At 53.9% G+C, this 14,703-nt stretch carries 15 protein-coding genes; 3 read left to right on the forward strand and 12 right to left on the reverse strand.

Annotated features, from left to right (window positions below; translation table 11 throughout):
- The first annotated feature begins 294 nt into the window (after positions 1-294).
- The 3 genes from ACHZBS_RS00515 to ACHZBS_RS00525 all read left to right on the forward strand — a co-directional run bounded on the left by ACHZBS_RS00515 (position 295) and on the right by ACHZBS_RS00525 (position 2,002).
- Positions 295-699, forward strand: coding sequence for a roadblock/LC7 domain-containing protein (locus ACHZBS_RS00515; protein ID WP_319404582.1), 405 nt, complete (start codon positions 295-297; stop codon positions 697-699).
- Between the two features lie 62 nt (positions 700-761).
- The gene (locus tag ACHZBS_RS00520) at positions 762-1,367 is read left to right on the forward strand and encodes a GTPase domain-containing protein (RefSeq protein WP_319404583.1); all 606 of its coding nucleotides are present in this window, start codon (positions 762-764) and stop codon (positions 1,365-1,367) included.
- Between the two features lie 11 nt (positions 1,368-1,378).
- Complete coding sequence (locus ACHZBS_RS00525) at positions 1,379-2,002, forward strand: hypothetical protein (RefSeq protein ID WP_319404584.1); 624 nt, start codon at positions 1,379-1,381, stop codon at positions 2,000-2,002.
- Positions 2,003-2,076: 74 nt separating this feature from the next.
- Here ACHZBS_RS00525 and ACHZBS_RS00530 read toward each other — a convergent pair whose 3' ends face one another.
- The 12 genes from ACHZBS_RS00530 to ACHZBS_RS00585 all read right to left on the reverse strand — a co-directional run bounded on the left by ACHZBS_RS00530 (position 2,077) and on the right by ACHZBS_RS00585 (position 14,574).
- Positions 2,077-3,123 (reverse strand): ABC transporter substrate-binding protein, encoded by a 1,047-nt coding sequence (locus ACHZBS_RS00530; protein WP_319404585.1) that lies wholly within the window; start codon positions 3,121-3,123, stop codon positions 2,077-2,079.
- The gene (locus ACHZBS_RS00535; RefSeq protein ID WP_319404586.1) at positions 3,113-3,910 is read right to left on the reverse strand and encodes an ABC transporter ATP-binding protein; all 798 of its coding nucleotides are present in this window, start codon (positions 3,908-3,910) and stop codon (positions 3,113-3,115) included. The genes ACHZBS_RS00530 and ACHZBS_RS00535 overlap by 11 nt, the downstream gene beginning before the upstream one ends.
- Positions 3,911-3,921: 11 nt before the next feature.
- Positions 3,922-4,713, reverse strand: coding sequence for an ABC transporter permease (locus tag ACHZBS_RS00540; protein WP_319404587.1), 792 nt, complete (start codon positions 4,711-4,713; stop codon positions 3,922-3,924).
- 21 nt (positions 4,714-4,734) lie between these two features.
- Positions 4,735-5,496 carry a sulfite exporter TauE/SafE family protein gene (locus ACHZBS_RS00545; protein ID WP_319404588.1) on the reverse strand — a complete coding sequence of 254 codons (762 nt, stop codon included), beginning with the start codon at positions 5,494-5,496 and terminating at the stop codon, positions 4,735-4,737.
- On the reverse strand, positions 5,484-6,116 hold the full coding sequence (locus tag ACHZBS_RS00550; RefSeq protein WP_319404589.1) for a HAMP domain-containing protein: 633 nt from the start codon (positions 6,114-6,116) through the stop codon (positions 5,484-5,486). Before ACHZBS_RS00550 ends, ACHZBS_RS00545 begins: the two co-directional genes overlap by 13 nt.
- Positions 6,113-7,066: an AAA family ATPase gene (locus ACHZBS_RS00555; protein ID WP_319404590.1), complete on the reverse strand. Its 954-nt coding sequence runs from the start codon at positions 7,064-7,066 to the stop codon at positions 6,113-6,115. Before ACHZBS_RS00555 ends, ACHZBS_RS00550 begins: the two co-directional genes overlap by 4 nt.
- A 69-nt stretch (positions 7,067-7,135) precedes the next feature.
- Entirely contained in the window at positions 7,136-8,323 is a 1,188-nt protein-coding gene (locus ACHZBS_RS00560; protein ID WP_319404591.1) for a response regulator, read from the reverse strand.
- Positions 8,275-8,607: a DUF4388 domain-containing protein gene (locus tag ACHZBS_RS00565; RefSeq protein ID WP_319404592.1), complete on the reverse strand. Its 333-nt coding sequence runs from the start codon at positions 8,605-8,607 to the stop codon at positions 8,275-8,277. The genes ACHZBS_RS00560 and ACHZBS_RS00565 overlap by 49 nt, the downstream gene beginning before the upstream one ends.
- A gap of 132 nt (positions 8,608-8,739) precedes the next feature.
- The gene (locus ACHZBS_RS00570; RefSeq protein ID WP_319404593.1) at positions 8,740-12,312 is read right to left on the reverse strand and encodes an Hpt domain-containing protein; all 3,573 of its coding nucleotides are present in this window, start codon (positions 12,310-12,312) and stop codon (positions 8,740-8,742) included.
- A 65-nt stretch (positions 12,313-12,377) separates the two neighbouring features.
- Positions 12,378-12,731, reverse strand: coding sequence for a response regulator (locus ACHZBS_RS00575; RefSeq protein ID WP_319404594.1), 354 nt, complete (start codon positions 12,729-12,731; stop codon positions 12,378-12,380).
- A gap of 58 nt (positions 12,732-12,789) precedes the next feature.
- Complete coding sequence (locus ACHZBS_RS00580) at positions 12,790-13,317, reverse strand: chemotaxis protein CheW (protein WP_319404595.1); 528 nt, start codon at positions 13,315-13,317, stop codon at positions 12,790-12,792.
- A 15-nt stretch (positions 13,318-13,332) separates the two neighbouring features.
- Positions 13,333-14,574 (reverse strand): chemotaxis protein CheB, encoded by a 1,242-nt coding sequence (locus ACHZBS_RS00585; RefSeq protein ID WP_319404596.1) that lies wholly within the window; start codon positions 14,572-14,574, stop codon positions 13,333-13,335.
- Between the last annotated feature and the right edge of the window lie 129 nt (positions 14,575-14,703).

Below are 14,703 nucleotides of genomic sequence, written 5' to 3' on the forward strand. Positions count from 1 at the left end.
CGGCAATCCAGCGGAAAAAGGCCATACGAAAAAAAGGTACTTAAAATCATAGAAAAAACTTGAAAACTCAAAGCAAAAAAGGGTATTAGACGCACTTGAATCGGTAAACTCGTTTCCGAATGATCGAACCTGCGGCTGCCACTAAAGCGAATCTTTCTGCATCCGCTCTACGGGCAGCGGAATCGCCACCGCAGCGGTGAACTATTGTTTAATTTCCCGCACCCTTTCGGTTCGGGAGTTTTCAAAATGGCTGACAGCCTGGGAAAGCGCTGATTTATCAAGGAGGAAGAGACATTGTCTTATATCCTGGATCAAGAACAACTGGACGGTTTGGAAGAAGCGTTGACGACTGACCTGATGACGCTGGGCATACAATCCGTGATCCTCATCGACATGGCCGGTAATGTCATCGTCAACCTCGATGACGGAAAAGTTCGCCACGATGTCTATTCTCTGGCAGCCTTGGCCGCCGGGAATTTCGGGGCGGTGAGCGCGATGGCCTCCATCATCGGTGAAGAGGAGTTTTCGCTGCTGTTCCACAAAGGCAAGAGCGAGAACATCAATTTCACCAAAATCATGGATGATTTTCTGCTGGTGTCCATTTTCGGAAACGACGTATCACTGGGCTACCTCAGGCTGAAGATCGACGAGGTAATCAAAAAAATCAAAGTGCTGATTGAACAGACGCGATCGACGTAGACAGTCGGCCTGCGCTTTAACGGTCTGGTCCACCCGAACTTATCGACAAGTGAAACGGTAGCATGGCCTTTATCAATACCAAAACCAAAGAAGTTCAGGTCAAACTTGTTTTTGTCGGCCCCGGCAGAGGCGGGAAAACGACCAATCTGGAATATATCTTCAGCCGAATCCGGCACCGTATCGAATCCGACATGGTCAGCATCAAAACCCAGGGCGATCGGACCCTGTTTTTCGATTTTCTGCCGTTCGAACTGGGGGCGATAAAGGGATACAATGTTAAAACCCAACTTTACACGGTTCCCGGCCAGGTCAAATATAACGCCACCCGCAAGCTGGTGCTCAAAGGTGTGGATGGAATTGTCTTTGTCGCTGACTCCATGGTCGACCGAAGGGAAAACAATATTAGTGCGTTGAACAATCTCACGGAAAATCTTAAATTTTACGATATTGACATAGCCGACATCCCCCTTGTGTTCCAATACAATAAGCGGGACCTGGCAACCGAGGGAATTCCCATTCTCGACGTTGAAAGCATGGAAAAAGATCTCAACGCACAGCTCAAGGCCCCCAGTTTCACAGCCAGTGCGCTAAAGGGAGATAATGTGATCCCCACCGTTAAAAAGGCCATTTCGATAACGCTTGTGGGTATTCGAGATAAGCTTCTATAGGAGGTGCCGCCGTGGACAAGAAAGCGAATGATACGTTCGCCTTTGATTTGGAAAACCGTCTCGATGATTTTTTCAGTGATTCATTGCCTCCCCAAAATGAACCGCCTGCGGATGGGCCTCAGACATCAAAACCCGACCTTCCGTTAAAAGATTTGAAATCCACAATCCTGGCCATTGACTGGGAAATCACCGACGATGTCCTCGAAACCTTAATTGGCCAACTTAACGGACTCCTGGAGCGATTTCAAGACGACAAGGTGATCCACACCCTGCTCAAGCTCTTAAAATCACTGGGCAAATATGTCCGTATGCACAAGTCCAATGCCCATCCGGATACCATCAAGCGAATCATGGCGGTCTACTCGGCTTTGGAGGAGGCAGTCACCAACCAGGAAATGGGCCGGGACGTAAAAGAAAAAATGGTAATGGAAGAGGTCAGGCAGTTCCAGCGTTTGAAGGCAAAAATAGTGGCATCCACTCCCCCCTACCTGCCCGGCGCCTTGCAGAAACCGATAAAATCAGGTGAAATGTCCGGCATTGATGCAGTTATCAGCGCCATTGATGAACTGAAATTAATGATGGCGAGGGAACTTGGCGCCATTCGGGAAGAACTTGGGAAGCTGCGCAGGAAGTAGGACTGCGGTCCCGGCTACCGGGTCATAATAAAACCACAATCGTCAAGCCTCCGTGGGGTTCCCGCGGGGGCTTTTCATTTGCTCAAGACGATGCTGTCCAGGTCGTCGATGCCGTCAACGGACGCAGCCAAAGCAAAACGGTCGTCCACCAGACCAGTGATGTCGGCCTGTCGAGCCAGATTATAACGGACCATGAGATCTGCCAGGGTCTGGATTTCCGCTGTCTTCGGAATAAATCGATCATAGACCACCCGCCCCTTTGGGGTTGTCAGGGCGTAGCGAACCAATTCAACGGACTGGTTCCAGTAACCGGAAACGATCCGGGCTGCCTCATCGGGATGGCGTCCGGCCCAGAGTCCGGAACGGGCGGCCATTTCTGCCAGTTTTCGTGCAACGGACGGATCGGCATCAATCCAGCTGTTTTTCACCAGCACGAGATTACAAATAAAGTTGGGCCACAGTGACTCCACATAAGCCACCACGTCGGCATCATCGCTCAGCACGGTCTGGGCGGCAAACGGTTCACCGACAAAATAGGCATCCAGTGCACCCGAGGTCAGCGCCGACGCCATGTCCGGTGGGTTCATCTCGACCACGCGTATTTTTCCGCCAAGGCCCTTTTCCTCGATCATCTTCAGCAGACAGAGGTTGTGGCCGGAATATCGCATGGGTACTGCGATGGTGCGGCCGGATAGATCTTCAAGCCTTTTCGCATTCAGGGTTTTTCTCGCCACCAGGGTACTTTCATGCCTGCTGCCGATCAGTACCACCTTCACGTCGACCCCTTGCTGACGCAGTACCACCGCCAGCGGTGCAATGATGAACGCCGCCTGAATACTGTCGTTTCTCAAGGCTTCGGCCATTTCAGCAAATGAAGAAAACTTCACGGCTTCGAAATGGACACCGGCGCCATGGCGGGTAACGTAGTCCAAAAGCGGTGCCGCCACGTTTGTCACCACCGGCATATATCCCATGCGGACGACCTTCTGGCTCACCTGCCGGTAGTTCAACCGGTAATGAAGCCACGAGATCAACACCAGCCAGAAAAGGAAAAAAAGTCCCAGTTTCATGCGCAGCGTCAAGGGACGGGAACCGGCCAGTGGTTTTAGGCTAAACCGCATAATTGACCCCCATCATCAGGAACAACTCACTTCTCAACAAACTCAATTCAGGGGATTTCTCAAAATCGCGGGGTCGGGGAAAGTCCAGTGTTCGATCCATGATCACCCGGGTCGGACTGTCCCCTAAAATAACGATCCGGTCACCCATGATCAATGCGTCATCGATGTTATGGGTCACCAGCAGGATCGTCTTTTGAATGAAGGCATGCATATTGACCACTTCTTCACGCATCTTCATATGCGTGAGAAAGTCAAGCCCGCTGAAAGGCTCATCCATGATCATGATATCCGGATTCACGGCAAGGGCGCGGGCCAGTTCCGCCCGGCGCTGCATCCCGCCGGACAGCTGCCGGGGATAGTGCTGCTCAAAGCCATCCAGTTCAACCATCTCGATAAATTCCGATACATGCTCCTGCCTGTCCCGGCGGTTTTTCAGATGACGGAGTCCCAGGCCGACATTCTCGGCAACGGTCATCCATGGGAACAGGCCGCTGTGCTGAAACACGAAAATGTGGTCGGCCGAAGGCCCCCTGACCGTTTTCCCGTTAATCTGCACACGGCCATCGGAAGGCGCCTCGAACCCGGCAATGATTCTGAGCAGCGTTGATTTACCGCAGCCTGACGGCCCCAGAAAACACACCATTTCACCATCCATGATATTCAGATTGATATCAAAAAGGACGGTCACCCGGTCCCCTTGGCGCAGCAACGGGTCATCATCGCTGCGGGGATCCTTGCGGCGATTGGCGTAGGTTTTGTTAAGTCTTTCGATGGCAATGCGGCCCACCGCGCTACTCCTTAATGAGTCATTTTGCGCCAACTGGCGGCTTCCAGGGCGCCCAGTTGGCGCATCAGGTAATCCAGGATCAGTCCTACCAGGCCAATGGCGATCATTCCATCCATGACGTAATCCATGCGAAGGGCATTTCTCGAATCCAAGATCAAAAACCCCAGGCCGGATTGCACCGCAATCATCTCGGCAGCCACAACGACCAGCCAGGAAATGGTCACCGTCATCCGCAAGGCCGTCACGACCTCCGGGATAATGGCGGGGATCACCAGTCGGGTAATGATCTCGGTCCGGGAGAAATTGAAGTTGGCCGCCACATGAAAATAAGTGGGATTTATACCATCAACGGCAATGGTGGTGGAAACCACTAAGGAGAAGAAACTGGACAGAAAAATAAGGAAGATGGCCGGCGGATCGCCGATGCCGAACCAAAGCATGGCCAGGGGGATCCAGGCCAACGGCGATATGGGCCGCAAAAATTGAATCAGCGGATTGACCAGGGCCCTGGTGGCCTTCATCATACCCAGGGCGATGCCCAGGGGGATACCCAAAGCGGCGGCCAGGTAAAACCCCACGGTAACCCTGAACAGGCTGGCCACGGTATGCCTGATAAGGGTGCCGTCGGCCATCAGTTCCCCCATGCTCACCAGCACCACCACAGGACCCGGAAACACCTCCCGGCTCCAGCCGCTGAAACGGGCCAATACGTCCCAAACCAGCAGCAGGGCGAAAAAGCCCAGAAACGGCATCAGGTAGGCATAGGGTTGTTTCTCCCCTTTTTTCCGAACCGTTGTGCTCAAGCCAGGTCACAATCCTTGGGATTAATAGCTGTTGTAGATCAAATGAATGCCGATGAGCGTAAGCAGGAATATAAAAACCTCTTTGAGCATTCTTTCATTGATCTTCTCGGTAAACCACGGGCCGATCTGTCCCCCGATGATAACGCCGGGCACGGCCCAGGCCAGGGCCATCAGATCGGCCGATGACCCTAATATCACATGGAACGCAGAACCGGCAACACAGGTACCGAAAATGGTGACAATACTGGTAGCGACGGCGACACGCATTCGCAACTTCAGCTGACTGCGCATGAGAGGAACCAGCCACTCGCCGATGCTCACGCTGAGCATACCGCTGGCCACGGCCATTACCGACACGATCCACCCATAACGACGGGCTTGTTTTACCGGCACTCGGTCCTGGCCCGTATCGGTGTATTTCTGGGTCGCCGACACGAAAATAAAGGCCGTGGTCAGCGTCAGTACCCCCAAGGCCAACTCCAGGTTGGCCGATGACAGCAACCGGGTTAGCAGCGCGCCCAGGCCGAGTCCGGGAAGAGCCAGCAGCAGGAAAAAGCCGGATAGGCGAAGGTCCGTCGCTTTCTTTTTGATGTAAGCGCTGCTGCCCGATCCCATGCCTGCCGTTTGCACCAGCAACGAGGTGACCACCGCCGTCTCCGGCGGAAGCTTTAAAAAAATAATAAAAAAGGGCATCCACAGAATGCCGCCGCCGATGCCGACCGCCGATGCCAGCGAAGCGATGATCACCCCTGCCGGGAAAGCCAGAAGATTCAGCCCGGCCATGGCTGGTTTTCCACCGAATAGAGTTTGAAAAAATCAATGACCTGGCCAAGCATGGTCAGTTCGGATTCAAGGCGGGCGAGCTGCTGTTCCATTGCATCCGACTTTCCATGATCCAACTGCTCATCTTTCATCAACCCCATGGTGTTGGTGGTCACTCGATTGGCAGAGTCGCATACCGACCGGGAAAGCATGATGATCTCCTGCAAGTTGGTGGACATGTCGTCGATGGCGGCGGATAACTGGGAAAGTTCGTTTTTGGACTCTACCCCCGTTGTCTGGCTCAGGTCTCCGGCGGATATGGCTTTGGACACCTCCACCATATGCTGCAGGGGTTCAGTGATGGTTTTGATGAACATCGTCAGCACGATGACCACCACCGCCAGGATCACCCCCACCATCATCATGGCCTTGTTGCGGATTTTCACCAGGGGCTCGTAAACCTGATCCTCAGCCAGTTCCCCGCTGGCATACTGTTGGAAATTTCGTGTCAGCTCCAGTTTCAGCGCGGTTGAATGAGTATCCAACACAAACTCGGAAGCCACCAGCAGGGCGGCAAACCCGATTAAAAGAATATAAATAATCATGGTACGCTGGAGCGAATAGCTGTTGGGGGGTGTCATGGCGCTGACGGCACCGAATCATCCAGGTTTGAAATGATCTCCTTGGCCAGTTCAAGATACTGGGTGCCGGCCACACTTTTCTGGCTGTAATGGATGGCCGGCATACTCAGAATCTGGGCATCTTTAAGGGCTCCATCCATCTCAATGACCGTATGGAAGGTCTGACCCTGGTAAAGATCTTTGATTTTGGAAAGTATCAGCTGGGATGAACGGCTGGCCCGATCCATCATGGTGAACAGGATGCGGGACTGAATGTGGGAATTGGAGTTTTTGCGAATCAGCGAAATCAACCGCATCACCTGGTCCACCCCATGGGTGGACAAGTAATCGCACTGGCAGGGAATCAGCACCCGGTTCGACGCGGTAAGGGCATTTAACGTATAAAATTCGATGGAAGGAGGGGTGTCGATCAGAATAAAATCAAATTGATCTTTGACGCTTTTAAGCCGGTCCTTGAGCATGTATTCGAAATGCTGTGCCCCGAAATACAATTTGTTGAGTAGAACCATGTTCCGGCCGGAGGGCAGTAGCCAGAGATTGGGATATTGGGTCGCGATGATGAAATCGTCCAGCGGTTTGCCGAATGCTTTCTGGGCATCATAAAACGTGGGCAGCTGCTTTTGCCCCAAAGAAAGGGTCAGATTGGCCTGGGCATCGAAGTCCACAAGCAATACCTTCTTATCGTGCAGGGCCAGGGAAACCCCAAGGTTCAGGCAAGTGGTGGTTTTGGCGACCCCGCCTTTCCGGTTGCTGATGGTCATTACATGATCGCTGGCGTCATCCCGCCGGGTCTTTTCAAGATCGAGAAACGTGATTTCCTGGACACGGTTAGGTTTGTATGCGGAAAAGAGATGACCGCAAACCGTGCAGCGCGCCACGAAGGATGATTTGTCGGTCGCATCGTCATCGAGATGAAAGCGGGTTCTGCATTTCTGACATACAATGATCATTATTTATTTTCCTCGGGCAAATAGCCATAGAAGGCAGCTTGCCGGCCTGCAGCGCGGCAGCATACCGGGTCAAGGTTTCAGGTCAAACCCGTTTAAAACCGTTTTTATGAGGTCGGCGGGGTTCACCTCTTCATCGCCCAGACCGGCCTCAATCACCTGATCGAGGGGCTCGGCAACCATGCCGGCTGACCGCGTTCGAAGAATAATCCGCCCCCCGTTTTCATGCACGGCCCTTAACCCCGATTGTTCCCCCGTGTTGGCACCGGACAGCAAAACAACCGCCAAGCGTTGCCTGAAAACCGATGCGGCGGTTAACAGGAGCCTGTCCACATGGAGCCCCCCATTTTCAGGGATGTCGGGTGCGATGACCGGTTGTTGGCCATTCAATTTCACCGTGAGGGGACAACCGTGAATGCCCACATAACAGTGCCCTGCAGAAAGCGACATCTCCTGATCGATGGGCGACGCCTGGCATCCGCACCGTTCGAACAGATACCGGGCAAAGGCCTCGCTAAAAGATGGCGGAAGACTCTGAAGGGCCACAACAGCACCATCTCCGTCGGCCATGGCCGGCACCAAACCGGACAGCAGGCTCATCTGCTCCGGGTGTCCACCGGGACCGGAGATCACAATGACCAGACGGCGACACGCACTGTCTTTCAGGCTGCTGGCCGGGTTGACTGCTTTTACCTTAGGGATCCGTGCAATCCTGAAATTGCCGACCTTTGCCGTGGCGGCTATCCTTATCCGTTCGATAATTTTCTGCTGTTGAACAAGGATATCCTGGTTCTTGGTGGGCTTGCTCATAAAATCAACAGCGCCCAGTTCGAGAAAATTGAAAATCGCTTTCGGGGATCCGTCACCGGGGTTGGACGTGATCACCACCGGGCAAGGCTTTTTGATCATGATGTGCTTGATGGTACTGGTGCCGTCCATCACCGGCATATTCACATCCAGCGTCACCAAGTCCGGAGAGAGGTCGTCGATCAGGGAGATCGCCTCTTCGCCGTTGCTGGCCATGCCCACCACCTTGACCCGGTTGCTGGTGGTCAACATGCTGGATAGAATTTTACGCATCATGGGTGAATCATCGACGATGAGCACCCGCAGTCGGTCATCGGCTGCATCTTCGGATTGGCGATGCTCGCTTTCATATTGCTCCGATTCGATTTCGGCTTTCTCATCGACACGCCGGGCCGCCTCCATAATCAGATAATGGTAGTTATTCTGGATGGTCCGTTGCGGAACCGTCGACACTTCGATGGACTCAAAATGGACTCAAAACTACCGGTCTGCCAGCCCAAAATCCGATAAAACGCCTCCTCTCCCACGATGTCCTCGCAGGCGGCATGAACGATCTCGCCGTCAACGATAAAGATCGTACCTATACGCTCGTCCTTGGTCACCCGCATACAGATACTGGAAGCCGACAGACAGCACATCTGAATCAGGTCGTTGAGCTGGATGTTCTTCAGCGTCCCGGCAAATCCACAATCCGCTTCCGGAGGATGATTTAAGGAAGAAGGGTCTTTGGTTCCCATGTTCCGCGTGTCAGTCCATTTCTAATCACAGTTCGCATCCAAACTCGAGATCGTTGCCGTCAATGCCGTGGGATTCGCCTTACCGCTCGGTATCATGTTGAATACGAAATGAAATTAATTTTCGTTGAGCGATCACAGCACGGCAGCGGCCAGTCTTCTTTCGGATTCCCGGTCCTTGGCCATAACCACCAGTTCATCCACATTGAGGATCAGTGAAATACTTCCGTCACCCAAAATGGTCGCCCCGGAAAATCCGCTGTTTTCCTGCAGGTAATCCTCCAGGGGTTTGATCACCACCTCCTGCCGTCCAAGCAGCTTATCCACAATAAAGCCAATTCGACCGTTAGCGGCTTTGACCACCACTACGAAAAACCGGCCATCCGATTTGGCCGGTGTCTGGGCCGGCATGTTCAGCAGGTCGGTCAGCCTGACCAGCGACAGGGGCTCATCATGCAGATGCATCATCTCGCTGCCGTCCACGGTAAAAATCTCTCCCCGGTCCAGCCGAAAGGTCTCCTGTACAGCGCTCAGGGGCACCGTGATGTGACTGCCGCCGCATTGAATCATCAGGGCCGGTATGATAGCCAGGGTCAGCGGGATTTTAATCCTGATGCGGGTGCCTACATCCTGTCGGGTATCGACAATCAGGGTCCCATTGATCTTTTCGATGTTGCGTTTGACGACATCCATGCCGACCCCGCGTCCGGAGGTATGGGTTACCTGATCGGTGGTGGAGAAACCGGGTAGCATGATCATGTCGATCAGCGCCTGCTGATCCATCCGCTCCAGGGTCTCCCGGTCGGCCAGCTGTTTTTCGACGGCTTTTTGGCGGATACGTGAAAGATCAATGCCTTTCCCGTCATCGGTCACCTCGATGATTACGTTGCTGCCTTCATGGTAAGCCTCCAGCAGAAGCACACCACTTTCCGGTTTTCCTTTTCGCTTTCTGTCGTCACGGGATTCGATGCCGTGATCCACGGCGTTTCGAATGATATGGATCATGGGATCGGCCAGCTGTTCGATAACCATCCGATCCAGCTCGGTTTCCTCACCACGAAATTGAAGCTGGATCTTTTTGTCCGACTCCCTGAGCAGGTCATGGACTAGTCGCGGATAACGGTTGAAGAGCCTCGATATCGGCAACATCCGAACCTTCATGACCTGTTCCTGGAGCTCACTGGATACTCGCCCCAACACCGCCGTGGCATCGTTGAGCCGTGCGCTGAAGCCGGAAACCAACCGCTGATCGGCTTTGTCCATGGGAAATCGATGGTTGAGGTAGTGGGTCAATTCGCGCATTTCAGAAAACAGTTGAGCAAATGAAGAGCGGTTGACCACCAGTTCTCCCACCTGGTTCATCAAGTCGTCAACCTTGTCCGCATCCACGCGGATACTCTTCCTGATGGTGCTCCGAGCGCTGAAGACTTCGGGTTCCGGCTCGTCAGCAGTTGTCGGCTGAGGTGCGGTCGGGGTCGAAAAATCAATGACCCGTGCTGGTGTTTCGGGATCTATTACCGGCATTTGGGGTTCCGGCATGGATATTGTTGTGGCCTCGGGCCACAAATCACCATCACCCTCACCTTCACTACCGGCAGGCAACCAGACCGGGGATTCGCCGGCATCGTTTCGATCTACACCAAAGTCGTCAAGGATGGCCAACGCCTCGTCCCGGTCGCCTTTCATCTCAGAGGACGATAGCTTGAAATCAGCTCCATCCGCTTCCGATGAAAACTGCATGGCAATGGGATCCCCGTCGGTCTGTGCATCACCTGAGTCATCGGCATCGCAGTTTCGCATGGATGAGAAGGTTTCATCAAGTGTTTTTGAAAGCAGGGATTCCCGCTCATCCTCGGCGATCGCAGGCAGGCCAGCCAGGAGGTCGGCAATATCCGAAGAAGGGGACGAGCCCGGTTCTGACATTTGATCTGCTGGAACGCAGCCAGCAGGGGCGGCCGCCAAAACAGTCAGGTCAATAGCTGCAATCGATTCGGCATGAGGGAAAAGGTCCTGAATCCGGTTGACGCCGGAGACGACAGCCGATTGCAGCAAGGCATCAATGTCGTCCGCCTCGGCGGTTTCCGTTCGGGAAGCAAACGCCTCCAGTACGGCCAGCATGTCGTCATATACCGCCGACAGAGCATCGTAGCCCATATAATTGGCCGTTGCCGCCAGTCGGTCCACCTGATCGGTCAACTCCCCGACAGCTTCAACGACAGCCTCTCCCCGGGCCATCCGCACGGCGGTTTCCATCAACTGGCCGATCCCCGCGGCCAGCTGTTCCATGAAAATGTCGAACAATTCCGTATCCGCCTCGCCGTCATAAACCGTTGCCGATGCCGCTTCCCCGCCGGCCGGTGCCGGACCCGAGGCAACGGCATCCACCCGCTCCAGCAGATCGTCGATTTCCGCGGACTCCTGGCCCGAATCCTCGACCTGTGCTATCAGATCGCCGATCCGATCCCTGGCGTCGATCAGCAGGTCCACCGCCACCTTGTCAGCCCGCAGGCTGCCGTCACGAAAAAGATCCAGAAGATTCTCCAGACGATGGGTCAATCGGGCAATCCGCTCGAAACCCAAGTACTCCGACGCCCCCTTGATCGTATGCATCGACCGAAAGATGGTATTCAACAGCTCCCGGTCTGCCGGATCAGTCTCCAGGCGCAGCAGGCTGCTCTCCAACTCCTCCAAATGTTCCCGGGTCTCATCCGCAAAATCCTCAAGCAGAGAATTGTCTGCCTCCTGCAGGATTGGTCTTCCCGGTAATGCCTCTTCCGGTTCCAGATCCAGGTCATTTTCCATTTCCAGCGAAAGATGCGCGTCCGCTTCCATGGCTTCGGTCAACGCTCCATCCGGATGGTTTTCTTCATCGAGCCTCAGGTCATTATTTTCGTGTGACGCCGGTTCACCATCCGGTATTTCAACGGCAATCCGGGTGTCGATCGTTTTTAGCGATCGGGCATGAGGGAAAAGGTCCTGAATCCGGTTGACGCCGGAGACGACAGCCGATTGCAGCAAGGCATCAATGTCGTCCGCCCCGGCGGTTTCCGTTCGGGAAGCAAACGCCTCCAGTACGGCCAGCATGTCGTCATATACCGCCGACAAAGCATCGTAGCCCATATAATTGGCCGTTGCCGCCAGTCGGTCCACCTGATCGGTCAACTCCCCGACAGCTTCAACGACAGCCTCTCCCCGGGCCATCCGCACGGCGGTTTCCATCAACTGGCCGATCCCCGCGGCCAGCTGTTCCATGAAAATGTCGAACAATTCCGTATCCGCCTCGCCGTCATAAACCGTTGCCGATGCCGCTTCCCCGCCGGCCGGTGCCGGACCCGAGGCAACGGCATCCACCCGCTCCAGCAGATCGTCGATTTCCGCGGACTCCTGGCCCGAATCCTCGACCTGTGCTATCAGATCGCCGATCCGATCCCTGGCGTCGATCAGCAGGTCCACCGCCACCTTGTCAGCCCGCAGGCTGCCGTCACGAAAAAGATCCAGAAGATTCTCCAGACGATGGGTCAATCGGGCAATCCGCTCGAAACCCAAGTACTCCGACGCCCCCTTGATCGTATGCATCGACCGAAAGATGGTATTCAACAGCTCCCGGTCTGCCGGATCAGTCTCCAGGCGCAGCAGGCTGCTCTCCAACTCCTCCAAATGTTCCCGGGTCTCATCCGCAAAATCCTCAAGCAGAGAATTGTCTGTCATGAAATGCTCCTTCTCTCCATCGGTGGATCATCGTGCATTATTCACATATTCCAGCACAGAGAGGCTTACAGCCGATCGATCAACTCCAGAATCTCGGCGGTTTTATGCTTATTGACGTACCCTTTTGCCCCTATTTGAACGGCCTCTTTACTGAACTTGTCTTCATCCAGGTTGGACAGCATGATGATTCTGGCACCGGCGTCAAATTCCAGGATCGCTTTGGCAGCCGCGATTCCATCCATGCCGCGCATGGTGATATCCATGGTGACCAGTTCCGGATTCAATTTCTGGTACAGAACGACTGCATCATCGCCGCTCTTGGCTTCACCGACGACGGTGTGGCCGGCTCCGATCAGGGTCTGTTTGATCATTTTTCGCATAATGGACGAATCGTCCACCACCAGAATCGTCTTTCCCATCCACCATTTTCCTTTTCACATGATACGGAATGAAACGCGTTCATGCCGCCGGACCGGATTAAATGCTTGCCGGCACTTTTGATCGTTTCATGGATTTTAATTTCTTGATTTCGTCAACCATAAGAATTCGGCTGAATTCGAGAAGAATTAAAAGCCGCTGATCCAACTTGCAAACGCCCTGGATGTACTGACTTTTCAAACCGGCCACCACGATGTCGGGCGGCGGTTTGATGCTGTTTTCGGGGACATTCAACACCTTGGTGACCCGATCCACGACAAACCCGGTAACACGACCTTCAACAGTGAGAATAATTATCCAAACGTCCGGGTCGAGATGGACCGGCTGGACAAGCTTCAATCGTTTTCGAAGATCAATCACCGGAATGATACTGCCCCTTAGGTTGATCACCCCTTCAAGAAAGTCGGGGGCATCCGGAATCGGAGTAATGGGCGTATCCCTGATAATCTCCTGAACGGTGAGAATATCCACGCCGAACAGCTCTTCCCCAATGAAAAAGCCCACAAGCTGCTTGGTTGCTATTGTTTCTGTTGACTCTAGATTGGTTTGCGCAAACGGTTCATTCATCAGCGCTCTCTCCTTTTAGTAGCTGGTGTCCAGACAGTGCGTCTGGATTGCTTCGGCCATGGTGACCCCGGGAAGCACCACAGACAGATCATACTGCTTAGCGGTCATGGCAGTGGTGTCATTGCACAGACAGGTTCTCGGGTCCTGAATGATGGCGTGTCCGCCCCCTTTGAGAATTGCGCCAATACCCGCGACGCCATCTTCGCCGATGCCGGAAAGAAGGATTCCCGACGCACGCGCTTTCAGGGTGTCCGACAGGGACGTCATTAGCGTGTCGCAAGCGTGCCCTGGGGTGTCACCATTTTTTTTCGGTTGCAATTGTATCGACAGCTTCCCCGATTCATTTTTAACCGTTACCTGCTCTAAAGCCGACGCCAGGTAGCAGGTGCCGGATTGCAGCGGGTCTCCATCGACAGCGCGACGCACGGCTATCCGACTGTGTCGGTCCAGGTAGCTGGCAAAAGCGTCGACATGAGGTGCCGACGCATAGAGTACGGATAAGAAAGCTGCCGGCAGTTGCGGCTTGATTTCAGGTATCAATCCAAGCAGCGATCCATATCCTCCGTATGAGCTTCCAATGGCAAAAACCCGCTGGCATTCCTGCATGCCGATGTCTTTTTTATCTTGAGCTACTTGGGCCGGACGCAGGTAGCGGATGGTGTCGATTCCAGCCCGGGCGGCATTTTTCACCCGGCTGATAATCAGTTCGTGCTGGCTTTTCAGGTCTTCTTTTAGCAGGCTGGACGGTTTCTGCAGAAAGTCAACGGCCCCGTAACGCAACGATTCAAAGGTTTCCAATGAACCCTGGCCGGTGAGTGTGCTGAACATGACCACCGGTGTGGGGCATTTAATCATGATATGCTTGATGGTGGTCAGGCCATCCATTACCGGCATGTTCACATCAAGCGTCACCACATCGGGTTTGAGTTCGGGGATCAGTTCCAGCGCCTTCAGACCGTGTTCCGCTTCTCCCACCACCTGCAATTGGTCGTCAGTGGAAAACATCTCCTTGATAATCTTGCGAAGCAGGGTCGAGTCGTCCACGATCATGACAGAAATCGGTTTTCCCGACAGTTCCTGCGACCCGCATTCAAACGCCATTTTGGCAAACGCATTGAGCCCGCCTTCTCCCATGGACGGTTTTGAAACCATCAGCAGTTCGCAGCACTCGGTGCATTTAAATGTATGCAAATGTTCGCCAAGGTTTTCCGAACTCAGATCGTTCCTGGCGCCGCATTCTTCACAGAATATGATCATCTCTTCATTCTTCTCCAACATTGGCTCAAAAGGCCGCAGGGTGTTTTGCTTTTGTGTGCGTCAGCTCCCCGATCCGGCAGTTATAAGGGATACGGTTTGCGCGTCTCCGTATCGTTCTTGTCGATGGCC

This window comes from uncultured Desulfosarcina sp., from assembly GCF_963664155.2.
Classification (GTDB): domain Bacteria; phylum Desulfobacterota; class Desulfobacteria; order Desulfobacterales; family Desulfosarcinaceae; genus Desulfosarcina.